21 protein-coding genes are annotated in these 22,127 nt (G+C 67.3%); 15 read left to right on the top strand and 6 right to left on the bottom strand.

The genetic code is table 11. From position 1 onward, the window contains the following. Window positions 1-131: 131 nt before the first annotated feature. The 4 genes from JWQ90_RS03055 to JWQ90_RS03040 all read left to right on the top strand — a co-directional run bounded on the left by JWQ90_RS03055 (window position 132) and on the right by JWQ90_RS03040 (window position 4,491). A complete protein-coding gene (locus JWQ90_RS03055; RefSeq protein WP_299689211.1) occupies window positions 132-1,865 on the top strand; it encodes a fatty acyl-AMP ligase in 1,734 nt (577 codons plus the stop codon). Further along, window positions 1,849-2,814: an NAD(P)-dependent oxidoreductase gene (locus JWQ90_RS03050; RefSeq protein WP_299689208.1), complete on the top strand. Its 966-nt coding sequence runs from the start codon at window positions 1,849-1,851 to the stop codon at window positions 2,812-2,814. The genes JWQ90_RS03055 and JWQ90_RS03050 overlap by 17 nt, the downstream gene beginning before the upstream one ends. Before the next feature lie 193 nt (window positions 2,815-3,007). After that, a complete protein-coding gene (locus JWQ90_RS03045) occupies window positions 3,008-3,265 on the top strand; it encodes an acyl carrier protein (RefSeq protein ID WP_299689205.1) in 258 nt (85 codons plus the stop codon). Beyond that, complete coding sequence (locus JWQ90_RS03040; protein ID WP_299689202.1) at window positions 3,262-4,491, top strand: pyridoxal phosphate-dependent aminotransferase family protein; 1,230 nt, start codon at window positions 3,262-3,264, stop codon at window positions 4,489-4,491. The genes JWQ90_RS03045 and JWQ90_RS03040 overlap by 4 nt, the downstream gene beginning before the upstream one ends. Before the next feature lie 94 nt (window positions 4,492-4,585). Here the strand turns inward: JWQ90_RS03040 and JWQ90_RS03035 are convergent, their stop codons facing one another. The 3 genes from JWQ90_RS03035 to JWQ90_RS03025 form a co-directional block, all read right to left on the bottom strand. Next, window positions 4,586-5,530 carry a hypothetical protein gene (locus JWQ90_RS03035; RefSeq protein WP_299689199.1) on the bottom strand — a complete coding sequence of 315 codons (945 nt, stop codon included), beginning with the start codon at window positions 5,528-5,530 and terminating at the stop codon, window positions 4,586-4,588. Beyond that, the gene (locus tag JWQ90_RS03030) at window positions 5,527-6,441 is read right to left on the bottom strand and encodes a diacylglycerol kinase family protein (RefSeq protein WP_299689196.1); all 915 of its coding nucleotides are present in this window, start codon (window positions 6,439-6,441) and stop codon (window positions 5,527-5,529) included. Before JWQ90_RS03030 ends, JWQ90_RS03035 begins: the two co-directional genes overlap by 4 nt. A gap of 107 nt (window positions 6,442-6,548) precedes the next feature. Next, window positions 6,549-7,742 carry a CDP-alcohol phosphatidyltransferase family protein gene (locus JWQ90_RS03025; RefSeq protein ID WP_299689194.1) on the bottom strand — a complete coding sequence of 398 codons (1,194 nt, stop codon included), beginning with the start codon at window positions 7,740-7,742 and terminating at the stop codon, window positions 6,549-6,551. Window positions 7,743-7,777: 35 nt separating this feature from the next. Here JWQ90_RS03025 and JWQ90_RS03020 point away from each other — a divergent pair, with 35 nt between their 5' ends. The 6 genes from JWQ90_RS03020 to JWQ90_RS02995 are packed head-to-tail and all read left to right on the top strand — an operon-like array spanning window position 7,778 to window position 13,443. Beyond that, entirely contained in the window at window positions 7,778-8,689 is a 912-nt protein-coding gene (locus tag JWQ90_RS03020; RefSeq protein ID WP_299689191.1) for a metallophosphoesterase, read from the top strand. A gap of 19 nt (window positions 8,690-8,708) precedes the next feature. Next, the gene (locus JWQ90_RS03015) at window positions 8,709-9,179 is read left to right on the top strand and encodes an HIT family protein (RefSeq protein ID WP_299689188.1); all 471 of its coding nucleotides are present in this window, start codon (window positions 8,709-8,711) and stop codon (window positions 9,177-9,179) included. 26 nt (window positions 9,180-9,205) lie between these two features. Further along, a complete protein-coding gene (locus tag JWQ90_RS03010; protein WP_299689185.1) occupies window positions 9,206-10,420 on the top strand; it encodes an LptF/LptG family permease in 1,215 nt (404 codons plus the stop codon). Beyond that, entirely contained in the window at window positions 10,417-11,502 is a 1,086-nt protein-coding gene (locus JWQ90_RS03005; protein WP_299689182.1) for an LptF/LptG family permease, read from the top strand. Before JWQ90_RS03010 ends, JWQ90_RS03005 begins: the two co-directional genes overlap by 4 nt. A gap of 25 nt (window positions 11,503-11,527) precedes the next feature. After that, window positions 11,528-12,670 carry a dATP pyrophosphohydrolase gene (locus tag JWQ90_RS03000; RefSeq protein ID WP_299689179.1) on the top strand — a complete coding sequence of 381 codons (1,143 nt, stop codon included), beginning with the start codon at window positions 11,528-11,530 and terminating at the stop codon, window positions 12,668-12,670. Beyond that, window positions 12,667-13,443, top strand: a complete 777-nt coding sequence (locus JWQ90_RS02995; protein ID WP_299689176.1) for a nucleotidyltransferase family protein — start codon at window positions 12,667-12,669, stop codon at window positions 13,441-13,443. Before JWQ90_RS03000 ends, JWQ90_RS02995 begins: the two co-directional genes overlap by 4 nt. A 22-nt stretch (window positions 13,444-13,465) precedes the next feature. Here the strand turns inward: JWQ90_RS02995 and JWQ90_RS02990 are convergent, their stop codons facing one another. Then, on the bottom strand, window positions 13,466-14,113 hold the full coding sequence (locus tag JWQ90_RS02990) for a sterol desaturase family protein (RefSeq protein ID WP_299689173.1): 648 nt from the start codon (window positions 14,111-14,113) through the stop codon (window positions 13,466-13,468). A 33-nt stretch (window positions 14,114-14,146) separates the two neighbouring features. Then, window positions 14,147-14,920, bottom strand: a complete 774-nt coding sequence (locus JWQ90_RS02985; RefSeq protein WP_299689170.1) for a phosphocholine cytidylyltransferase family protein — start codon at window positions 14,918-14,920, stop codon at window positions 14,147-14,149. Between JWQ90_RS02985 and JWQ90_RS02980 the strand changes: the two genes are divergently transcribed. The 5 genes from JWQ90_RS02980 to JWQ90_RS02960 all read left to right on the top strand — a co-directional run bounded on the left by JWQ90_RS02980 (window position 14,911) and on the right by JWQ90_RS02960 (window position 20,733). Continuing rightward, entirely contained in the window at window positions 14,911-15,546 is a 636-nt protein-coding gene (locus JWQ90_RS02980) for a hypothetical protein (protein WP_299689168.1), read from the top strand. The genes JWQ90_RS02985 and JWQ90_RS02980 overlap by 10 nt on opposite strands. 52 nt (window positions 15,547-15,598) lie before the next feature. Beyond that, window positions 15,599-16,849: a threonine ammonia-lyase gene (locus JWQ90_RS02975; protein WP_299689165.1), complete on the top strand. Its 1,251-nt coding sequence runs from the start codon at window positions 15,599-15,601 to the stop codon at window positions 16,847-16,849. Window positions 16,850-16,946: 97 nt separating this feature from the next. Beyond that, window positions 16,947-17,300 (top strand): zinc ribbon domain-containing protein, encoded by a 354-nt coding sequence (locus JWQ90_RS02970; RefSeq protein ID WP_299689162.1) that lies wholly within the window; start codon window positions 16,947-16,949, stop codon window positions 17,298-17,300. A 165-nt stretch (window positions 17,301-17,465) separates the two neighbouring features. Further along, window positions 17,466-19,256, top strand: coding sequence for an aspartate--tRNA ligase (gene aspS / locus JWQ90_RS02965; protein ID WP_299689159.1), 1,791 nt, complete (start codon window positions 17,466-17,468; stop codon window positions 19,254-19,256). A 46-nt stretch (window positions 19,257-19,302) separates the two neighbouring features. Further along, complete coding sequence (locus tag JWQ90_RS02960; protein WP_299689156.1) at window positions 19,303-20,733, top strand: hypothetical protein; 1,431 nt, start codon at window positions 19,303-19,305, stop codon at window positions 20,731-20,733. Window positions 20,734-20,757: 24 nt separating this feature from the next. Here JWQ90_RS02960 and xseA read toward each other — a convergent pair whose 3' ends face one another. Continuing rightward, window positions 20,758-22,083 (bottom strand): exodeoxyribonuclease VII large subunit, encoded by a 1,326-nt coding sequence (gene xseA, locus JWQ90_RS02955; protein WP_299689153.1) that lies wholly within the window; start codon window positions 22,081-22,083, stop codon window positions 20,758-20,760. Window positions 22,084-22,127 lie beyond the last annotated feature (44 nt).

Below are 22,127 nucleotides of genomic sequence, written 5' to 3'. Positions count from 1 at the left end.
ATGAGCCGGTACAGGCAATCCGGGACATCCAGGCGCTCAGGACTGGCCGGGCCTGGACAGGCCCGGCGTAAAATAGAGCATCGACTGCCGGCCCTTCTCCGGCCGGTTTCCGTACGCGGCACATTCTGAACATGACTGACAGCACGCCGGCCCCGGGCGGTCCGGCCCCTTTTGCCGTTCGCGATTTCGCCAGCCTGGCGGCGGCGCTGGAGCATGCCGCCCAGGGTTCGGCCGGCATGAATTTCTACAGCGGCCGCGGCCAGTTGACCGAAGGTCTGCCGTATTCGCGCTTGCGCGGGCAGGCCGAGGCGCTGGCGCTCCGGCTGCTGGCCAAGGGCCTGGTCCGCGGTGATCGCGTCGCGCTGCTAGCCGAGACCGATGGCGATTTTGCGCGAGCCTTCTTCGCCTGCCAGATCGCGGGGCTGGTGCCGGCGCCGCTGCCATTACCGGCTGCGCTCGGCGGCCGCGAAACCTATCTCGAGCACGTTCGCAGGATGACCGAGAGCATCGGCGCCGCTGCGGTGCTGGCACCGGCGGCATTCGAGAGCTGGATCGTGGAGGCCTGCGCCGATCTGCCTTTGCGTTTCGTCGGCACGATCGCCGGTCTGGCCGCGGTCGAGCCGGCCGTCGGTGACCTGGCCGCGCCGGCGCCGGACGATCTGGCCTACCTGCAGTTCTCGTCCGGCAGCACACGCTTCCCGCATGCGATCGCGGTGACGCACCGCGCGGTGGTTGCCAACATCGACGCGATCGTCCGTTTTGGATTGAAAATCGGCCCCGGGGATCGCTGCGCCTCGTGGCTGCCGTTCTATCACGACATGGGCCTGGTGGGCTTTCTGCTGACGCCGGTGTGCTGCGCGATCTCGGTCGACTACCTGGCGACGCGCGAGTTCGCGCGCCGGCCGCTGACCTGGCTGCAGCTGATCAGCAATTACGGCGGCACTCTGAGCTTTTCGCCCAGCTTCGGCTTCGAGCTGTGCGCACGGCGTGTCGAGAACGGCGGCGTGCCGGAAGGCCTGGATCTGTCGCGCTGGCGCGCGGCCGGCATCGGCGGCGACATGGTGCGCCCGGGGCCGCTGCAGAAATTCGTCGAGGCCTTCGCCGCGTCCGGCTTCAAGGCCGGCGCACTGACGCCGAGCTATGGCATGGCCGAGGCGGCGCTCGCGCTGTCGTTCTCGCCGCTAGGCCGCGGCCTGCGCATGGACACGCTCGATACCGATAGGCTGGAGCGCGAGCACCTGGCGGTGGCGCCGACCATCGATACGCAGCGCAGCCGCGATTTCGTCCGTTGCGGCGCCATCCTGCCGGGCCACGAGGTCGAAGTGCGCGACGACAACGGCGACCCGATGCCGGAGCTCGGCGTCGGTCTGCTGCATGTGCGCGGTCCCAGCCTGTTCAAGGAATACTTCGCGCAGCCCGAGGAAACCGCGCGCGCGATCGGCACCGACGGCTGGCTCAATACCGGCGACATCGGTTACCTGGTTGACGGTGAGATCGTCATCACCGGCCGTGCCAAGGACCTGATCATCGTCAACGGCCGTAACATCCGGCCGCAGGATCTGGAATGGACCGCCGAAGGCGAGGTCAGCAGCCTGCGCAGCGGCGATGTCGCGGCATTCGCAGTCGACGACGGGGCCGGCGAATCGGTCGTGGTGCTGATCGAATCGCGCCTGACCGAGACCGCGGCTCGCGCCGCGCTGTGCGAAGAGGTTTCCGGTGTGCTGCGCGCGCGCCATGGCATCGAGGTGCGCGTGGTGCCGGTGCCGCCGCGATCCCTGCCGCAGACCTCGTCCGGCAAGCTCAGCCGCGCCAAGGCGCGGGCGCTGTACCTGTCGGGCAGTTTCGAGCTTGCCGTTGCGGGCTGAGGCGCGGCGGCGGGTCGCGGTTACCGGCGCCACCGGTTTCATCGGCCGCCGGCTGCTGCCGCAACTCGCCGCGGCCGGCTGGGATATCCGCATCCTGGTGCGGCGCGACCCGGCCGACGTCTTCTGGGCCAATCTCGACATCGAGGTGGTGCAGGGCGACCTGGTCGACGCCGCGGCATCCAGGCGTCTGGTCGAAGGCGCCGATGCGGTGGTCCACCTGGCGGGGCTGATCAAGGCGCCGCGCCGTGCAGACTTCATGCGCGCCAATCGCGACGGCACTCGCCATTTGGCCGAGGCAGTTGCGGCTGCTGAGCGCGCGCATCTGCTGCTGGTATCGAGTCTGGCGGCGCGCGAGCCCGGCTTGTCGGACTACGCGGCCAGCAAGCGCGCCGCTGAGCAGGCCGCGTTCGAGGTACTCGGCGCGCGCCTCAGCGTGCTGCGTCCGCCGGCGGTCTATGGCCCGGGTGACCGCGAAACCCTGGCCTTTTTCGAGCTCGCGAGGCTGCCCTGGGTGCCGCTGCTCGGCGCCCCGGAAGCACGTAGCGCGGTCATCCATGTCGACGATCTTTGCTCTGCCCTGGTCGGCATGCTAGCCCGGCTGCCGACCGGCCGGGTCGAAACCGCCAGCGACGCCCACCCTGCCGGCTATCGCTGGCGCGAGATCATGGAGGCCGCCGCAGGTGCTCTCGGCGCCAAGCCGCGCGGCTATTTTCAGCTTCCTCGACCGTTGCTGAGGTCGCTTGCCGCCGTTGGCGACATCGGCCGGATCATCGGCCGCGGGAACATGCTCAACTCGGACAAGTTGGGTGAACTCAGGCACTTGGACTGGACTGTTGGCGACGGCGAGCTCTTGAATCTGCCGGGATGGGCTCCAGGTTTCGATCTGAAAACGGGCTTTGCCGATGCGGTGAGCTCGTACCGCGCGGCGGGCTGGCTGCCCGCGGCCTGATACCCGGCCTGATACCCGGCCGGCCGGAGCACGGTTACCTGTGCGCACGCTGGTGTTACAGGGCGATGAAACTAGTTTGCTAAGCTATGGCGGACTATTGGCACACTTTGAGCGTTGCCGCTCACGCAGCTGCTCAGACAACGAGTCGTGCTCGGGCCTCCGTAAGGAAGCAGGGGCAGACCATTGAGAACGAATGACTTCTTCAACCAATGATATCCGCGTGCATGTTACCGGCGCGCTTCAGGCAGCCGTTCTACGGCCTGCCGAAATCGAAGGCCGCACGCGCATCGTCCAGGACCTGGGCCTGGATTCGCTTGCGGTGATGAACTTGATGATGGCTTTAGAAGACCATTACGACGTGTCCATTCCGCTCGATCGCGTGGCAGAAATTGTCACGGTGGACGATCTGGTGCGGGCCGTTACCCAACTCACGCAGAACGAGCGGGCATGAGCATCCTTTCCAAGTTCGAGCATCTGGCCCAGACCTACGACCGCCTCGGTCCCGTCGATTCCAATCCGCTGAAGGTCACCTTCGACCGCATTCTGTCGTCGACCGAAGGCCTGGTGAACGGACGGCAGACGATCCTGTTCGGCACCAACAATTATCTGGGCCTGACGTTCGACGAGGGCTGCATCGAGCAATCGGTAAAAGCGGTGCGCAGCTTCGGCACCGGCACCACCGGCTCGCGCGTCGCCAACGGCAGCTATTCCGGGCATCGCGACCTGGAGTTGTCGCTGGCCGATTTCTACGGCCGCCGTCACGGCATGGTGTTCAGCACCGGCTACCAGGCCAATCTGAGCATGCTGTCGACGCTCGCCGGCCACGGCGATCACCTGATTCTCGACTCCGACAGCCACGCCAGCATCTACGACGGCGCCCGCCTCGGCCATGCCGAAGTGATCCGCTTCCGTCACAACGACGCCGACGATCTGCACAAGCGTCTGCGCCGGCTGAAGGATCATCCGGGAAGCAAGCTGATCGTCGTCGAAGGCATCTACTCGATGCTCGGCGACTCCGCGCCGCTGGTGGAAATCGCGCAGGTCAAGCGCGAAATGGATGCTTATCTGCTGGTCGATGAAGCGCATTCGATGGGCGTGCTCGGCAAGACCGGCCGCGGCCTCAGCGAGTCTGCCGGTGTCGAAGCCGACGTTGATTTCATCGTCGGCACGTTCTCCAAGAGCCTTGGCAGTGTCGGCGGCTTTTGTGTGTCGGACATCGAAGGTTTCGAAGTGCTGCGTGTCGCCTGCCGGCCGTACATGTTCACCGCATCGCTGCCGCCAGGCGTTATCGCGTCGACGCAGGAAGCGCTGCGCCGCCTGATCCAGGACGGCGGTCTGCGCGTGCGCCTGCGCGACAATGCCGAGCGTCTGTACCACGGGCTGAGCCGGCTCGGCTTCCACGTCGGTCCGCAGGCGAGCCCGATCGTGTCGGTCACGGTCGACGACAACGAAACCGCGGTGCGTTTCTGGAATCTGCTGCTGCAGGGTGGTCTCTACGTCAACCTGGCGCTGCCGCCGGCGACGCCGACCAACAAGCCGCTGCTGCGCGCGAGCATCAGCGCCGCGCACACGCCGCGCCAGATCGACACCGCGCTGGCACTGTTCGCCGACATCGGCCAGCGCCTTGGCGTGTTGCCGGTACCAGCCGAAAAGTCACCGGTCGCGATGGTCGCCTGAGCTTTCGGGCGTCGAGGGTGGGGGTTCGCTTGGCTCCCCCCACCCTCCCGCGACCGGTAGGTGGGGGGGAGCAAAGCGAACCCCAACATCGGCGCTAGCGCAGGACTTTATTCCGCATCAGCTTCCACAGTATCGCCGGTGCCGCCAGCAGCGGATGCCGGCGCTGGAAGTCGCTCAGTTCCAGCTTCAAACCCGAATGCCGCTCGACTTTCCACGCGACATAGTCGGCGCCGTTGTCGAAAGTGAAAGTCGCTTTGCCCAGGCGCGCCAGATTCAGCGGCTTGCCCATCGCGTGACGCAGCCGCCAGGCGCGTGCTCCCGAGCGGCGCTGCACGTCGTTCAACCGCGGTTCCAGCAGATTGAGATTGCGCACGCGGAATTCGACGCCGGTCGCGCGCCAGGCTAGCGGCAGCAGCTTCGTATAGCGCTCGCGCTCATGTTCGACCAGGCTGCGCGCGCGTCCGCCAGCGCGTTCGACGCGCAGTTCTGCCGCGTAGGTTCTCTGAAACAGGGCCTGCCAGAATTCCGCTGCGGTTGCGCTGGCCGGCCCGAGCAGCGCCGCCCAGCGCGCAGCCGTGGCCAGCGCGGTCGAAACCGCCTCGACGGTTTGGGCGCGCGCCGCATCGTCGCGCACCCAGGCCAGGCCCAGCGGTTGCGCGAAGCGTGCCCACAGGCTGGTGTCGATCGCGCCTGCGCGCATGCCGTGCTGGAACTGCTGCAGACTCAGCACCGCGACTTTCGCGCGCAGCTCGTGTCCGGCGATGCGCGCAGTCTCGTAGCAAACATTCGGCGGCAGCGCGCGGTTCGCCAGCGCCGCGAGGCGGTGCCGATGCCAGCTGCCGAGACGGTCAACAAGCACATAGAAATCGAGCACGCCGTCGAGATCGCCGGTGCGCAGGTTGGATCCGTAGAACAGCACCGCGGCGACGGTTTCGCCGCGCTGCGCCAGCTGCGCCGCGAACGCGGCCACGGCCGCGGGCACGTCGCGACGCAGCTCCTGGTCGACCGCGCGGCGCAGCGGATCGCGCGCTGCGCTCATGGCGATACGAAGCGCAGCGCGGGGCCGGGGCTGAGCAGGAACTCGCCGTCGGCAGCGGCGAAAGGCTCGCCGTCGATGATCATCGGGCCCTGTGTTTTCAACAGGATCCGGCTGGCACCGCTGCTGTGATAACTGCTCTCGAGCATCGCGGGGGTCGGCCGGCCGCGGACCAGCGGCAGCAGCGAACGGCCGAGTTTTTCAGGATAGGCATCGATGTCGAGATAACGCATCGGTCCGCCGCTGCCCCAGAACGGCCACAGGCCGAGCATCAGGCTTTGCAGGCTGCTGGCGAGAAACAGAAAACGCTTGCCCTCACGCGCGACGGCGCCGTCGGCGCTGATGCTCATCCAGTCGCCCGCGGCCCAGTCGCCGACGCCGCGCACCGCGCGCCACATCGAGACGGCGATGGTGATCGCGACCGACAGGCCGCCATCGGAGCGGACGTGATCGTGGTTGTATCGCGTCGCGCGATTCAGGGCGCCGGCACCCATGAAAAAGCCGAGCACCGGCTGCTCGCCGCGGCGCTGCACCGCGATCGGATGGCGCAGCTCGTCGCGCCGCCAGCGTCCTTGCGCGGCCGCGTCGCTCAGCCGCGACAGTGCGTCGCGCTGCGAACGGCAGGCGCCGACGTCGGATGCGACCAGGTTCGCGTTGCCGGCCGCGAGCAGCGCGATGGCCGGCAAGGGCACGTCGCCGTAGGCGCGCGGCAGCAAGGTGACGACGTCACGCAGGGTGCCGTCGCCGCCGCTGACCATCAGCAGATCGACTTCGCGATGCGCGTACTCGGCCAGCGACGCGAACAACTCGCCCTCAGTCGTCGGCGAGGCCGACAGCAGCCCCGAAGGCAGATGCACCGCAAGCCGGCGATTGAGCCGGCTGCGCGGGTTGTGAATCAGCGCTACCTGATGCATTCAGCCGCCCCTCGTAGGTCGGCAATCGTTTGCCGACGTGAGGCGGTGATTGCGCATCGGGGAGAACATGTCGGCAAGGGATTGCCGACCTACGCCGTGGAGTGCCACTAGTGGCTCAGCCAGGACGTGATCGCACCCTGCCGCCGCGCCGCAAACGCCTGCACGATCTGCAGCGCATGCACGAAGAAGCACAGCACGGTCCAGGCCGCGACCGCGAGCATGCCGAGATCGGGCCGGCCGAACATCAGCGCCAGCGTCAGCAGCAACAGATTCGGGTTGCGTCGCGCGGTGATCAGGCGGAACCAGCTGTCGAACCGCCGCCAGATGTGCATCTCGATGCCGAAGGCCTTCATGAACAGGGCCTCCTCAAGACGCTGCGCGACATAACCGACGACGACGATCGCGAGCACCGCCGCGCTCGCCGGCAAAGGCAGGCCGACCGCGCCCAGGCCGACGATCCAGGCCCACCACCAGAACGGTGGATGGATCAGGTCGATGCCGTGATCGAACACGTCGCCGAATTTGGACGAGTTCAAGGTGACCCGCGCCAGCTTGCCGTCCACGGTGTCGAGGAAGGTCATGATCCAGGCCGCGACCAGGCCGAAACCGAAATGCCCGGTCCAGAAGCACTGGAACGCGGCGATCACCATCAGCAGGCTGACGAAAGTGACCTGGTTGGGTGTGATCCCGACGTTCGCGCACCACTTAGTGACGTGCCGTGCCGGTAGCGGCCACAGGTACTTGGTGATCGCGTCGGTGACGCCCTTGTAGGAGCCCGCGAACATGCGCTTTTCGATCGCCGCCAGCGTCCCGGCGCTCAGCGGCAACAGGTACGGTGTCTCGCGCTTGCGCAGCTTGTTGTTGTAGTGGCTGGCCAGTGTAGCCGGCGTGCGGCTCTGCAGGCCGGTCGGCGGTTCGCTGCCGGTCTCCAGCGCCCGCGCCAGGCTCGCGGCCTGAGCGGCACTGACTTTGGCGGCGACCGCTTTGCCGCTGATCTCGTCGAGCAACAGCGTGCCGACCGCAGCCTGCGTCAACGCGGCCAGCAGAGGTTCGTCGTAGACCCAGCCCGCATGGACCACGACCACGGACCCGACCATGGCTCCGGGCCCGGCCGTCGCGCCGATCGGTGCCTGCGCGATCTGCAGCCGCTGCAGCTGCTTGCCGATGCGCTGACGCGAACTCAGGCCCCACAGCCGCACCGGCGCGTCGCCGACGATCAGGGCCGTCGGCGACGAGTCGACAAGGGCCGTCCGCGGCAAGTCCGGGTGCAGACCGCGGGAAGACGGGGGCAGCTGTGTCATGATCCAAATCGATGCCGTAAAGCCGAACATTATCCGTGACCGCGACCACGCTTGCGCATTTTTCCGACCCGCACCTTGCCTACGAGCCCCGGCTGAGCCTGGCCCAGCGCTTTTCCAAGCGCCAGCTCAGCGCGCTCAGCTGGGCCCGCGGGCGCAGCAAGTCGCAGCAGCATGATCTGCTGGAGCGCCTCGTCGCCGACGTGCGCGCCGCCGCGCCGGATCACTGGGCGATCACCGGCGACATCGCCAATTTCTCGCTGCCGGGCGAGTTCCCGGCGGCCGCCGCCTGGCTGAGCGCGCTGGCGCCGGCCGGGCAGGTCAGCGTCGTACCCGGCAACCACGACGCGCTGGTCGCGCTCGAGCACCGCCAGGGCTGGGGTCTGTGGCAGCCGTGGATGAGCAACGACGACGGCAGCGAAAGCTGGCCTTATGTCCGCGAGCGCGGCGATATCGCGCTGATCGGCGTCAGCTCGGCGCTGCCGACGCCGCCGCTGCTGGCCAGCGGCCGGGTCGGCGCCGCCCAGCTGCAGCGTCTCGAACAGCGGCTGGGCGAGCTTGGCCGGCGCGGACTGTGCCGGGTGCTGATGATTCACCACCCGGTGGCGTCCGGCGCGATCTCCGCGCGCAAGGCGCTGCGCGACGCCGCCGAGCTGCGCGCCGTGATCAAACGCGCCGGTGTCGAACTGGTATTGCATGGCCACGCGCGCGATGCGCGGCTCGATGCGCTGGCCGGCCCGGCCGGCGTCGTGCCCTGCCTGGGCCTGCCGTCGGCGTCCGCTGCGCCCGGCGCGCGCGACGCGGGCGCACGCTGGCAGCTGCTGCGCATCCAGCGCCGCGGCGAGCACTGGCAGCTGGAGCAGCGCGTGCGCCTATGGGACGCTACGGCGCAGGCCTTCGTCTGCGCCGGTCGCTATCGTTTTGATTTGCCGAGGCAGCACGCGCGGTAAACCACGCGCGATAAACTGCGTGGCCGCGCACCGCGGTCTGCGGTTGTCCAATGCCATGCCCAACGCCACGGCCCTCAAGTTTGGTTATCCCGAGACGCTCATCGCAGAGCACGGCTCCTGGCTGGTGCTGCTGCGGCCCCGACAGCCGACGCTGGGGGCGCTGACCATCGTCAATCGCGGGCCGGAGCGGGCGTTCGGCGAACTCGGCGCCAGCGCGTTTGCCGAGCTGCAGCCGGTGGTCGCCGCCGCCGAGCGCATGCTGAAAAGCTTCACGAGCTATCAGCGCATCAACCACCTGATGCTGATGATGGTCGACCCGGACGTGCACTTCCACGTGCTGCCGCGCTATGAGGAGCCGCGCGACTGCGAGGGTCACGTGTTCGCCGACGCCGGCTGGCCCGGGCCGCCAGTGCTCGATTCCTTCGTCGTGCTCGGCGCCGCCGAGCGCGACACGATGGTCGCGCGCCTGCGCGAGCTGTGGCGGATTTAGGTGTTGGCTGAGCCCACGATCCGGTGATGGCGGCCTCCATGGGACGCATCGAACGCTATCTGCTGCGGCTGCTGTGGCCGCCGTTGACGCTGTCGCTGGGCGTGGTGCTGCTGGCCCTGGTGCTGGAGCGGCTGCTGCGCCTGTTCGACCTGGTGGCGGCGGGCGGATCGGCGCTCGGATACGTGCTGCTGATGGTGCTGAACCTGGTCCCTTACTACCTCGGCTTGGCGCTGCCGGCCGCATTCTTCGCCAGTATTTTCATGGTGGTCGCGCGCCTGGGCGAGGACAACGAGCTCGACGCGATGCTCGCCGCCGGCCGCTCGATCGCCGAGCTGACCCGGCCGTTCCTGCTGCTGGCGGTGATACTGAGCGTGTTCGCGCTGTACCTGTTCGGCTACCTGCAACCGGGCAGCCGCTACCGCTACCGCGAAGTGATGTACGAGGCGCTGCATTCGGGCTGGAACGCGCGCGTGCAGGAAAACGTGTTCGCCGACGCCGGCCGCGGCTTCGTGCTGACCTCGGACAAGGTCGACGGCACCGGCCGCATCCTCACCAATGTCTTCATCCGCCGCAAAGTCGACGATATCGACGAGGTCACGACCTCGGACACCGGCCACCTGGTCCCGACCGCCGACGGCACGCGGCTGCTGCTGCGCCTGGGTGCGGGACGCATCGTCCGGGAATCCGACGATGGCCAGATCGAGGACATCCATTTCGCCAGCGGCTACGCCAATGACGATTTCTCCACCGTGACGCCGCCGTTCCGCGCCCGCGGCGACAGCGAGCGCGAGCTGACTTTCGCCGAGCTGTGGCAGGCGATGCATGCGGTGGCGCCGCCGCAGCCGTACTCCGAACTCGCCGGAGAATTCCATGGCCGGCTGGTGCGCAGCCTGAGCCTGCCCTTGCTGCCGCTGCTGGCGTTCCCGCTGGGCATGGCGGCCAAGCGCGGCCGGCGCGCTCCCGGCGTGGTCATCGCCTGCCTGATGCTGCTGTTCCTGCATCACGGCGTGCAGCTTGGCGAGAGCCTGGCCGAAACCGGCCGCTTTCCGGTGATCCCGGCGGTGTGGTCGCCGTTCGTGTTGTTCGGCGCGCTCAGCCTCTGGCTGTTCCGCGGCAGCCTCAACAGCCCCGGCGAGAACCCGGTGACGCGCGCGGTGGCGGCGGTCGAGAACCTGATCGGTGGCATCCATCTGCGCCGCAAGAGCAAGCCCGACACGGCCAGCCCCGGAGCCGGGTCTTGATCGTCGGGCCGCTCGCGAGCTATCTGCGCAAGCTGCTGCTGATCCAGACGCTGGGCGTGCTGATTGCGCTGACCGCCTTGCTCCAGCTGCTGGAGATGCTCGACGTGACGACCGACATCCTCAAGCGCCATCTCGGCCTTGCCGGCGTGCTGCATTACGTCGGCCTGCGAACCGCGTCCGAACTGGTGCTGGCGCTGCCGCTGGCGATGCTGATCGGCAGCCTGTTCACGTTCTACACGCTGGCGCGCAATCACGAGCTGATCGCGATCCGCGCGGCCGGTATCCGCCTGCGTTCGATGCTGGGGGCGATGGTGCCCGTGGCCTTGCTGTTCGCGGCCGTCCAGTTCGTCGTCGCCGACCGCATCGTGCCGGTGGCCGAGGCCAGGCTCGCGGACTGGTGGCAGGCGACGCAGCCGCCGGATCAGAGCAACAGCGACGACGACAAGGAGCTGTCCTGGTTCCGCACCGACGACGGCCTGGTATCGGTCGAGCAGGCGAGCAGGGACGGCCAGCATCTGCAAGGCGTAACGATCTACCGGCGCGATGCCGGCGGCGGTTTCATCGGCCGCATCCGCGGCACCAAGCTCGACTGGGCCGACGGCCACTGGACCTTGACGCAGATGACGTCGATGAGCTTGCTCGACGGCGGCGTGCAGCGGCAGCAGGAGCCGACCGCGCTGTGGCGATCCAACCTGCGCCCCGAGGATCTGAAGCGCCTGGACACGCCGAGTCTGCCGATGTCGAGCGCAACCCTGGGCGAAGTGCTCACCGGCGCCCGCGTCGGCGACCGGCCCTTGAGTTATTACCGCACCGCGCTGTATCACAGCTACGCCGCGCCGTTCCTGCTGATGCTGATGCTGTTGCTGGCACTGCCGTCCACGCAGGCGGTACAGCGCGGCGGCGAAGGCGGCGGCTCCCTGCTGATCGCGCTGGCGGCGGGTCTGGGCCTGGTATTGAGTGCCGGACTGATGGCCTCGCTGGGGCAGGGCGGCCGCGTGCCACCGCTGGCGGCGGTCGGCTTGCCGCTGGTGGTATTCGCTGTTTTGGGCCTGCTGTGGTTGCGTCATTACGACCGCAGTTGAGATCTTGTTTTTCTCGAGGAATGCGATGAGCCACAGCAGCGACATGGTCCAAATCGAAGCCGTACAGGACAAGGCGCAGATGACGCGTTTCATCCGCGTGCCGGCGCGCTTGCAGGCGAGCGATCCGCTGTTCGTTCCTCAGCTGGAACTCGAGCGCGCCGAGGCCTTCTCCCCCAAGCACAACCCCTACTTCGCGCACGCGAAAGTGCAGTTCTGGATCGCGACGCGCGGCGGCCGCGATGTCGGCCGCATCAGCGCGCAGATCGACGAACTCGCGCCTTCGTACCGGGACGACGGTGCCGGGCACTTCGGCCTGATCGCCGGCGAGGACGACGCGGTGGTTTTTGCCTCGCTGTTCGCCACCGCCGAGGCCTGGCTGCGCGAGCGCGGCTGCCGCAAGATCATCGGTCCGTTCAACCTGTCGATCAACGAGGAAACCGGCTTGCTGGTCGACGGCTTCGACACGCCGCCGATGATCTTGATGGGCCACGACGCGCGCCATATCGGCGGGCGTGTCGAGGCCCTGGGTTACCGCAAGGTGCGTGATCTGTACGCGTATATCTACGACATCACGCAGCCGCCGCCGCCGCTGCTGGCGCGCATGATCAACCGGCATCAGGGGCGCTTCACGGTGCGGCCGATGGACATGAGCCGCTATCGCGAGGACATCCAGACCATCACCGAGATTTTCAACGATGCCTGGTCGGGCAACTGGGGCTTCGTGCCGTATACGCCGGCCGAAGTCGACCATCTGGCCAAAGCGCTGAAGCCGCTGCTGGACCCCAGGCTGGTGCCGATCGCCGAATGGGACGGCAAGCCGGTGGGTTTCGGCGTGACGCTGCCGGATCTCAACGAGGCGATACGCGATCTGAACGGCAAGCTGCTGCCGCTGGGCTGGGCGAAGCTGCTATGGCGCCTGAAGGTGTCGGGCGTGCATGGCGGCCGCGTGCCGCTGATGGGCGTGCGCCGCAGCGTCGCCAAGTCGCTCGGCGCCAGCGTGATCCCGTTCCTGATCATCGAGGCGATGCGCAAGCGCGCGCTCGAGCGCGGCTTCAGGCAGATCGAGCTGTCGTGGATACTGGAGGACAACAAGCCGATGCGCAGCATGATCGAAACCGTCGGCGGCAAGCGCTACAAGACCTATCGCGTCTACGAGAAGAGCCTTTGAGCCTGACCGCCCTGGTGCTGGCCGGCTCGCGCGGGCCGGGCGATCCGCTGGCGGTGTATGCCGGCGTCAGCCACAAGGCGCTGATCGAGGTCGGCGGACGGCCGATGCTGGAGCGCGTGGTCGCCGCGCTGTCCGCGGTGGCCGGGATTTCGCGCATTGTCGTCGCCATCGAGATACCCGAACAGCTGCGGGAATCGGCATCGCTGCGCGCAGCGGCCGGTAATTGCGAACTGCAGGTCATCGACGCGGCCGACAGCCCGAGCGCCAGCGTCGCCGCCGGTCTGCGAAGATTCGGTACGCCGCTGCTGGTGACCACCGCCGATCACGCGCTGCTGCGACCCGAGTGGCTGCGCTATTTCATTGATCATCTGCCGCGCGATGTCGACGCCTGTGCCGCGCTCGCACGCAGCGAAGCCGTGCTGCAGGCGTTGCCGCAGACGCAACGTACCTGGCTGCGCTTTCGCGATGCGCGCTATTCCGGCTGCAATCTCTTCTACTTCGCGACGCCGGCTGCGATCGGCATTGCGCACACCTGGCGTGCGTTCGAGGCCGAGCGCAAGCAGCCGCTGAAAATGGTCGCTCGCCTGGGCTGGGGCGTTGCACTGCGCTATGTGTTCGGCCGGCTGACGCTGGACGCGGCGCTGGCGCGTCTCGGCCAACTCGCTGACGCGCGACTGGCGATCGTCGAGCTGCCTTTCGGACTCGCCGCCGTCGACGTCGACAAGCCCTCCGACCTGGACCTGGTGCGGGGAATTAGTGCCTCGGATTCGTGACCGTACTGGGGAACCGAGGCACTTAGCGGCCGCGGCTGAGCCGGCGCTCAGTGCTACCGAAAACCTGATCCCACAGCGGCGAGCTGACGCCGAAGCTGCGGCTGGGATCGGCGTAGTGATGGCGCATGTGATAGCGCTTGAGCCGGTAGAGCCAGCCGCTGCGGAACTGCGCGTGGTGCAGCGCGTAGTGCGTCAGGTCGTAGACCAGATAGCCGAGCGTGAACCCGACCATCAGCGCCTCGGTCTGCAGCGGCGGCAGTATCCAGGCGAACAGGCCATAGAACAGCAGCGCCAGCGGCATGCTGATCGCGGGCGGCATCACCAGGCGCTTGGCGTCGCTGGGGTAATCATGATGCACGCCGTGCATCAGAAAATGCAGGCGCTTGCCCCAGTCGCTGCTCGGGTGATAGTGGAATACGAAGCGATGCAGCAGGTACTCGGTCAGGCTCCAGACGACGATGCCGGCGAACATCCAGATCGTCAGCGGCAGCGCGCCGATGCCGCCGCCGCTTGCGTGGACCGTCAGCGCGACGATCAGCGGCAGATAGACCAACAGCGGGACCCACCAGTAGACCCTCGACAGGGCCTCCATCCACGGACGCTCGAACATCCGGATCGATTCCGGCGAATTCGAGACGTAGTTTTTAGGTGGTGCCTGATCGCTGCTCATCGACAATCCCTTATCGTGCCCTTACCGTGCTTCTCAGCCCCCGGCGGCCGGCCTGACCGGCGCCTGCGGCAGCCAGCGCGCCGACCAGGACGCGGTCATTGCGCGGGCCCTGGCGACGTCGGGATGAAAATCGACTTCGCCCCATTGCAGACCTTCGATCGACGCGACCTCGATTGCGCAGCCGGCTTGGGCCAGGCCGTTGATCGCCGACAGATACCAGAGCTTGACGCCCTCGGGCGTATGCATCACGCGATCGATCTGCTCGACGAAGCGCGCCGCACCTTCGCGCGAGAAGCGCAGAAAGCCGATCGACTCGCCGTCGATGTCCTCGCTCAGCGTCTTGCCGATCGCGGTCAGCTGCGTGCCCGCCGTGCGCACTTTCATGTCGTCGGCGTCGTATTGCGGCTTGCGGTCGATGCTGACGGTGATCGGCGCCGGCGGTGCCTTCAGCAGGCGGCGAACGATCGCCGGCTCGATCAGCGTGTCGCCGTTCAGGATCAGGAAGGCGCCCTGCATTTCGTCGCGCACCAGCCAGCAGGTGGCCAGGTTGTCGGCCAGCTTGTAGAACGGGTTGTAGATCGTGCGCACCTTGAGGCCAAGAGGCGCGCGCTCGGCAAGCACCGCCTCCACCTGATCGGCACCGAAGCCGGTGACGACCACGGCCTCGGTCACGCCGGCGCAATGCAGCGCCTCCAGCTGCCACTCCAGCAGGCTGCGGCCGGAGAATTCCACCAGGCATTTGGGCTTGCTGATGGTCAGCGGCAGCAGCCGGCTGCCCTGGCCGGCACTGAGTACGATTGCCTTCATATACGGATTACGAAACCTCGGTGGTATTGCGCATTGTATTACGGTTGCGTGAAACCCTTCTCAGCATAATCGGAGCATCGGTATTTGCCTGCGGGGCGCAGATGAACGACACGGTGCAGCGGTGCAGGGGTGGGATTTTGTTCCTGGGTCTGATTCTGCTGGGCGGATCGGGCCCCGCGGGTGCCGGTGTGTTCCGCTGCGAACAGCCGGGCGGGCCGATTTTTACCGACATACCTTGCAACGCCGAGGCCCAGCCGATCGAGGTCGGCAAGCCCCAGCCGATCCAGGCCGTCGGCGGCAGCGATCTTGCAAAGCGCTACGATGAGCGACGCGCCCGCGAGCAGGGCGAGCGTGCAAAGGCCGACAGCCAGTGGGTGCAGCAACACGACGCCGCCAGGGCCGACGAGGAGAGGTTGCGCCGTGCGCTGGTGGAAGGGCGCGTCGTTGCCGGCATGACCGCGCAGCAGGTGCGCCAGGTCTGGGGCGAACCCAGCGATGTGCAGACGCAGATCGATCAGAATGCGTCGCGCGAGCGCTGGGTCTATCGTCGTACACGCGATGGCTCCCATGGAGTGCGCACGGTGAACTTTAAAGATGGTCGCGTCGCCGGCGCCGGCGGCAAATAACCCGCAGGCATGCGGATGACGGGAAGAATCAGGCTCGATGAAAACGGGATCGATGAGCGACAGTCCAAAAAGCAGCGTGGTGAGCTATGCCGACGTGGTGCGGGCGGCGGAAGTATTGAGCGGACAGGTGATCAACACGCCGTGCCGGCACTCCCGGGTGCTGTCGCGGATTACCGGCGCGGATGTCTGGCTCAAGTTCGAGAACTTCCAGTTCACCGCCTCGTTCAAGGAGCGCGGTGCGCTGAACAAGCTCGCCGGCCTGACCGAGGCCGAGCGCGCGGCCGGCGTGGCGGCGATGTCGGCTGGCAATCACGCCCAGGGCGTGGCTTATCACGCCACCCGGCTCGGCATCAAAAGCGTGATCGTGATGCCGGTGAACACGCCGTTCACCAAGGTCAAGAACACCCGCGAACTCGGCGGCGAAGTGATCCTGCATGGCGAGAACCTGGCCGAATCGCAGGCGTTTCTGGAGGCCGAGCTGATCCGCGGCCGCGGCATGACCCTGGTGCACCCCTACGACGACGCCAAGGTGATCGCCGGCCAGGGCACGATCGCGCTGGAGATGCTGGCCGCGGTGCCGGAGCTGGATACGCTGGTGATCCCGATCGGCGGCGGCGGCCTGATTTCGGGCATGGCGATCGCCGCTCACGGCATCAAGCCGGATCTGCGCGTGGTCGGCGTCGAATCTGCCGGCTACCCTTCCGCCTACGCGGCGCTGCAGGGCGACCCAAACCTGGTCAAGGGCGGCCAGACCATTGCCGAGGGCATCGCGGTCCGCAATATCGGCAAGCTGACCATCGCGATCATCCGCGAGCACGTCGCCGAGCTGATGCGCGTGGACGAGGCCTCGATAGAGCGCGCGGTCGGCCTGCTGGCGACGATCGAGAAAGTCATCGCCGAAGGCGCGGGCGCCACCGGCCTGGCGGCGCTGCTGAGCGATCCGGCGCGCTTTGCCGGCCGCAAGGTCGGCCTGGTGATCTGCGGCGGCAACATCGATTCGCGGCTGCTGGCCTCGGTGCTGCTGCGCCAGCTGGTGCACGAATCGCGGCTGGTCAGCCTGACCATCGACATCGAGGACCGTCCGGGCTTCCTGGCGCGCGTTGCCGGCCGCGTCGGCGACAGCGGCGGCAATATCATCCAGGTTCACCATGAGCGCCTGCATGCCAGCACCCACGCCAAGAACGCCAGCCTGGAGCTGCTGATCGAGGCCCAGGACGAGCTGCACGCCGACCAGATCATCGCCGACCTGCAGGGCGCGGGCTTTGTGGTGCGGCGCGGGGTCGGCGGGATGGAGTTCGACTGAAAGCGGGCCATCGCACTGGACCTGTGCACCCCCAGCCTTGAAAATACCCGCCTAGCCCCGACTGCTGCGCAGTTGCGGACGCCAACGAGATTCAGCAATGCCGATTTACGAGTATTTTTGCAGCGCCTGTCAGACCCAGTCCGAGATCAGCCACCGCATGTCCGATCCGTCGGCGACGATCTGCCCGGTCTGCGGCAAGCCGGCGCTGACCAAGCAGATGTCGGCGGCCGCGTTCCGGCTCAAGGGCGCGGGCTGGTACGAGACCGACTTCAAGTCCGAGGGCAAGAAGAATCTGGCGGGTGAGGCCGGCGCGGTCGCGCCGCCGGCCGCCGTTGCGGCGGCAGACAGCAAACCGGCAGCCGAGGCCAAGCCGGCCGTCAAGACCGAGGCGGCTGCTCCTAAGGCGGAGTCCAAGCCGGCTCCGGCGGCCCCCAGCACGCCCTCGACGTAGGTCGGCAATCCCTTGCCGACGTGAGGCCTGCGTTGCGCATCGACGGTACACGTCGGCAAGGGATTGCCGACCTACGCCGGCGCCGGCCGCGTTTTCGACCGCGGGCGGGCAGGTGCGTACAATGCCCGCCTCGCGGCGCCCCCGTCTGAAACAAACAATCAAAAAATGATGCGTTCCCATTACTGCGGTCAGGTCACCGAAGCCCTGACCGGCGAAAACGTCACCGTCTGCGGCTGGGTTCATCGCCGCCGCGACCATGGCGGCGTGATTTTCATCGACCTGCGCGACCGCGAAGGCATCCTGCAGTGCGTGTTCGACCCGGACGCGGCCGAAGCCTTCGCCAGCGCCGACCGCCTGCGCTCCGAGTACGTGGTGAAGATCAGCGGCCGCGTGCGGCCGCGCCCCACCGGCACCGAGAACGCGAATCTGAGCACCGGCAGGATCGAAGTGCTGGGCAAGGAAGTCGAGCTGCTGAACCGCTCGGAGACGCCGCCGTTCCAGATCGACGACGACAGCGTCGGCGAAGACACGCGCCTGACTTATCGCTACATCGACCTGCGCCGTCCGGCGATGCAGAAGAACCTGCGCCTGCGTCACGAGGTGATCCGCCGCATCCGCCACTACATGGACGAGAGCGGCTTCATCGACGTCGAGACGCCGATCCTGACCCGCGCCACACCGGAAGGCGCGCGCGACTACCTGGTGCCGTCGCGCACCCATCCGGGCAGCTTCTTCGCGCTGCCGCAGTCGCCGCAGCTGTTCAAGCAGCTGCTGATGGTCTCGGGCCTGGACCGCTACTACCAGATCGCGCGCTGCTTCCGCGACGAGGATCTGCGCGCCGACCGCCAGCCGGAATTCACCCAGCTCGACGTCGAAACCAGCTTCATGGGCATGTTCGAGATCATGGCCATCATCGAGAAGATGGTGAAGATGATTTTCAGCGAAGTCATGAACGTCGACCTCGGCACGCTGCCGCACATGAGCTACGCAGAGGCCATGAACCGCTACGGTTCGGACAAGCCCGACCTGCGCAACCCGCTGGAGCTGGTCGAGATCAAGGATCTGGTCGCGGATTCCGACTTCAAGGTCTTCGCCACGCCCGCGAAAGATCCGGCCTGCCGCGTCGCGGTGCTGCGCGTGCCGGCCGGCGGCGAGAAGCTCAGCCGCGGCCAGATCGACGGCTATACGCAGTTCGTCACGCAATACGGCGCGCGCGGCCTGGCCTGGATCAAGGTCAACGACGCGGCACGCGGCCGCGACGGCCTGCAGTCGCCGATCGTCAAGAATCTCTCGGACGCGGCGCTGGCCGGCATTCTCGAGCGTACCGGCGCGGTCGACGGCGACATCCTGTTCTTCGGTGCCGACAAGTTCAAAGTGGTCTGCGACGCGCTCGGCGCCCTGCGCCTGAAGGTGGGTAACGATCTCGGCATCACCGCAAGCGGCTGGGCAGCGCTGTGGGTGGTCGACTGGCCGATGTTCGAGGCCGACGGCGAGCGCTGGGTGTCGCTGCACCATCCCTTCACCGCGCCCAAGCAGTTCGACGCGCAGCTGATCCGCGCCAACCCGGGCACGATCCTGAGCCAGGGCTACGACATCGTGCTCAACGGCATCGAGATCGGCGGCGGCAGCGTGCGTATCCATCGCGCCGAGATCCAGCAGGCGGTGTTTGGTTTGCTGGGCATCAGCGAAGAGGAGCAGCAGGAGAAGTTCGGCTTCCTGTTAGAGGCGCTGTCGTTCGGTGCGCCGCCGCATGGCGGTATCGCGCTGGGCCTGGACCGGCTGATCATGCTGATGTCCGGTAGCGCCTCGATCCGCGAAGTGATCGCTTTCCCGAAGACCCAGACCGCTCACGATCCGATGACCAGGGCGCCGGGCGGCGTCGATGCTCGTCAGTTGCGTGAACTGTCGATCCGTTCCACGGTCCAGCCCAAGAGCGCCACGCCCGGCGCCGCTTAAGCAACGCCCCACGGAAGCCCCGCGGGTGCCAACAGGAATTAGCAGAATGTCGATGACGAACCGCCGCGCGCTGACTTTTGCCGCCGGCCTGGGTAGCTTGTTGCTGAGTGCGTGTTCCGGTGTGGGCGACGGTAATTCGCTGCAGTCGCTGGTTGTGGTGCCGGCCGCAGAGACGACGCTGACCTTCGACGATCTGAAGGCCGGCAACATTCCCGATGCGACGGCCTACCAGTGCATGACCAGCGGTCTGACGCTTTATGGACTATTCACCAAGGACAACAGCTTCGGTAATTTCACCGACCGTGCGACCTGGTCGTCCGCCAACCCGGACATTGTCAAGGTCAGCAATGCCGATATCGCGGTCCCCGGCCAGGACGACTTGTTCTATATCCGCGGCACGCTGGTTCCGACCGGAACCGGCAGCACGGTGGTCACCGCCGAGTACCTGGATCGGACTGCCAGCATCACGGTCAATGTCGCGGCGCCGACCGAGATCACGCTGGATACGGTCGATCCGCGCATCGCGGTCAATTCGCAGGTGGCGATCCCGGTCAGTGCCAAACTCGACGGCATCAGACGTCCCCTGATCAATCCCAGCACCCCGCCGGTGGTCGCGTTCGATCCGGTAAACGACGCGCTGGCCACCGTCGCGGCCTCCACGGTAACCGGTTTCCCGGTTGTCACCGGGCTGGCCGAGGGCGGACCCCTGACTCTGAACGTGACCCTGCCGATCTGCGGACAGGTTCTCAGCACGACGGTGCAGGTCGCGAAGATCACGACGCTCCATTTGCAGCACGAGGCCGGCTTCACCGGGGATCTGGTCGTCGGAACCAACGAGGCCTTGAAGACCATGGCCGATTTCGGCGCCGGCCCGGAGCAGGATGTGACCTCGCAGTCCAGCTACGCGGTCGATGTCACCGACTCGACGGCGACTACACGCATAGCCAGCAGCCTGAACTTCGTGTCGGCGCTGGCGGCGGGCGACTTGGCCAACGTTGTTGCCAAATGCTGTACCCATGATCGCAACGCCGACGGTGATGTGCTGGATGACGACGAAACCGCCGCGGCGACCAGCGATCCGCTCCCGATCACGCCGGTCACCGGTACGCTGACCGCGTTCGGCATCACGCCGGCGGACGGCAGCGTCGAGCAGTACACCAATCAGCAGTTCACGGTGGCCGGTACCTTCGATGGTGACCGCAGCCAGCCGATCACGCGCTTCGTCACTTGGGCGGTCACCGACCCCTCGACGGCCACCGCCACGACGGCGGCGACCACTTCTCCGCTGTTCTCGATCGGCAGCGGAACGCTTTCGGTCAACGCTGGCCTCAGTCTGGTTCAGTTCCCGCCGGTCGGCGCCAAGATCACCGCGCCGACGCCGCTGACGGTCACCGCGACGCTGCTCTCCAGCGTGCAGCCGGACACCGATCTGCCCGCGCAATCGACGACGTTCACGCTGACACCGCTGGCTCCCTGATTCCCGCCGGAGCGCAGCGCCGGTTCAGGCGCTGCGCTTGAGCCTGACCAGGCCGCGGGCAAGTTGCAGATCCACGGCTTCGCCCACGGGCACCTGATCGGCATCGAGCAGGATCTGCCCCTTGGCATTGCGTGCGATCGCATAGCCGCGCGCGAGCACGGCCTGGGGATTGAAGCTGCCCAGCAGCGCCTCGATCTGGTCCAGCCGGTCGGCGTGATTGCGCAGGCGAAACTGCACAGCCTGCATCAGCCGCGTCCGCAGCCGCGAGCGATCCAGTTCGAGAGCGCCGATGCGCGTCAGCGGCCGCTGCGCGAGCAGCCGGCCACGAGCAGCGGCGAGTTGCTCGCGCAGCTGGCGCAGCCGCTGCTGGTGCGCGCGTGACAGCCGCAGTTCGAGTTCGTCCAGCCTTTGGGCGCGATCCTGCAGGCGACGGCCCGGGTGCAGCGCGAGCAGGCGTTGCGCCGCACGCGCCAAGCGCTCCGTACGCTGCGTCTGCGCCTGCTGCTGCAGGCGGATCAGGGCCTGCGCCAGCTGCGCGTTGCGGTGCGCCCAGTCGGCGACGTCCGGGCTGCTCAGCTCTGCCGCCGCGGTCGGTGTCGGTGCGCGCAGGTCGGCGGCGAAATCGGCGATCGTGAAATCGACCTCGTGGCCGACGCCGCTGACCACCGGCACCGCGCAGGCGCGGACCGCGCGCGCGACGCTCTCCTCGTTGAATGCCCACAGATCTTCCAGCGAGCCGCCGCCGCGCACCAGCAGGATCACGTCGACGGCCGGCGCGAGTTCCGGCAGCCGGCGCAGCGCCTTGACGATCGCCGGCGCGGCCTCCGTGCCCTGCACGGGTACCGGATACAGATACACCGTGGCCAGCGGAAAGCGGCGGGCGAGGGCGCTGAGTACGTCCTGCACCGCGGCGCCGGTGGCCGAGGTGATCAGGCCGATGCCGCGCGGGATTTTCGGGATGGCGCGCTTGCTGGCCGCCTCGAACAGGCCCTCGGCCTGCAGCCGCGCCTTGAGCTTCTCGTACGCCAGCAGCAGCGCACCCTGGCCGGCCGGCTCCATCGCCTCGCAGATCAGCTGCAGGTCGCCGCGCGCGACGTAGACGCTGGGCTGCGCACGCACGCGCACCTGATCGCCGTCCTTGGGTATCGGCCGCACCAGGTAACTCGATTTGCGGAACATCACGCAGCGCAGCTGGGCGCCGCTGTCCTTCAAGGTGAAGTACCAGTGGCCCGAGGCCGGGCGCGCCAGGTTGCTGATCTCGCCTTCGACCCACAGCGAAGGCAGTGAATCTTCGACGAGACCGCGCAGCATCTCGCTCAGTTCGGATACCGCGTAGACCGTCTGCGTCATTTTCTTATCGGTGGGCGTCGGGAGCCCCGGGGCTGAATCGTGTT

Origin of the sequence: Hydrocarboniphaga sp., assembly GCF_028291725.1 — a bacterium.
Classification (GTDB): domain Bacteria; phylum Pseudomonadota; class Gammaproteobacteria; order Nevskiales; family Nevskiaceae; genus Hydrocarboniphaga.
The sequence above is the reverse complement of the archived record's forward strand: the minus strand, read 5'-3'. Positions and strand labels throughout refer to the sequence as shown.

Coding starts and splice junctions, on each gene's coding strand:
- JWQ90_RS02960 (WP_299689156.1), top strand. CDS start 19,303: ATGTCGATGACGAACCGCCGCGCGCTGACTTTTGCCGCCGGCCTGGGT.
- JWQ90_RS03000 (WP_299689179.1), top strand. CDS start 11,528: ATGAGCCACAGCAGCGACATGGTCCAAATCGAAGCCGTACAGGACAAG.
- JWQ90_RS03035 (WP_299689199.1), bottom strand. CDS start 5,530: ATGAGCGCAGCGCGCGATCCGCTGCGCCGCGCGGTCGACCAGGAGCTG.
- xseA (WP_299689153.1), bottom strand. CDS start 22,083: ATGACGCAGACGGTCTACGCGGTATCCGAACTGAGCGAGATGCTGCGC.
- JWQ90_RS03025 (WP_299689194.1), bottom strand. CDS start 7,742: ATGACACAGCTGCCCCCGTCTTCCCGCGGTCTGCACCCGGACTTGCCG.
- JWQ90_RS03055 (WP_299689211.1), top strand. CDS start 132: ATGACTGACAGCACGCCGGCCCCGGGCGGTCCGGCCCCTTTTGCCGTT.
- JWQ90_RS03045 (WP_299689205.1), top strand. CDS start 3,008: ATGACTTCTTCAACCAATGATATCCGCGTGCATGTTACCGGCGCGCTT.
- JWQ90_RS03030 (WP_299689196.1), bottom strand. CDS start 6,441: ATGCATCAGGTAGCGCTGATTCACAACCCGCGCAGCCGGCTCAATCGC.
- JWQ90_RS03040 (WP_299689202.1), top strand. CDS start 3,262: ATGAGCATCCTTTCCAAGTTCGAGCATCTGGCCCAGACCTACGACCGC.
- aspS (WP_299689159.1), top strand. CDS start 17,466: ATGATGCGTTCCCATTACTGCGGTCAGGTCACCGAAGCCCTGACCGGC.
- JWQ90_RS02975 (WP_299689165.1), top strand. CDS start 15,599: ATGAGCGACAGTCCAAAAAGCAGCGTGGTGAGCTATGCCGACGTGGTG.
- JWQ90_RS02990 (WP_299689173.1), bottom strand. CDS start 14,113: ATGAGCAGCGATCAGGCACCACCTAAAAACTACGTCTCGAATTCGCCG.
- JWQ90_RS02985 (WP_299689170.1), bottom strand. CDS start 14,920: ATGAAGGCAATCGTACTCAGTGCCGGCCAGGGCAGCCGGCTGCTGCCG.
- JWQ90_RS03010 (WP_299689185.1), top strand. CDS start 9,206: ATGGCGGCCTCCATGGGACGCATCGAACGCTATCTGCTGCGGCTGCTG.
- JWQ90_RS02970 (WP_299689162.1), top strand. CDS start 16,947: ATGCCGATTTACGAGTATTTTTGCAGCGCCTGTCAGACCCAGTCCGAG.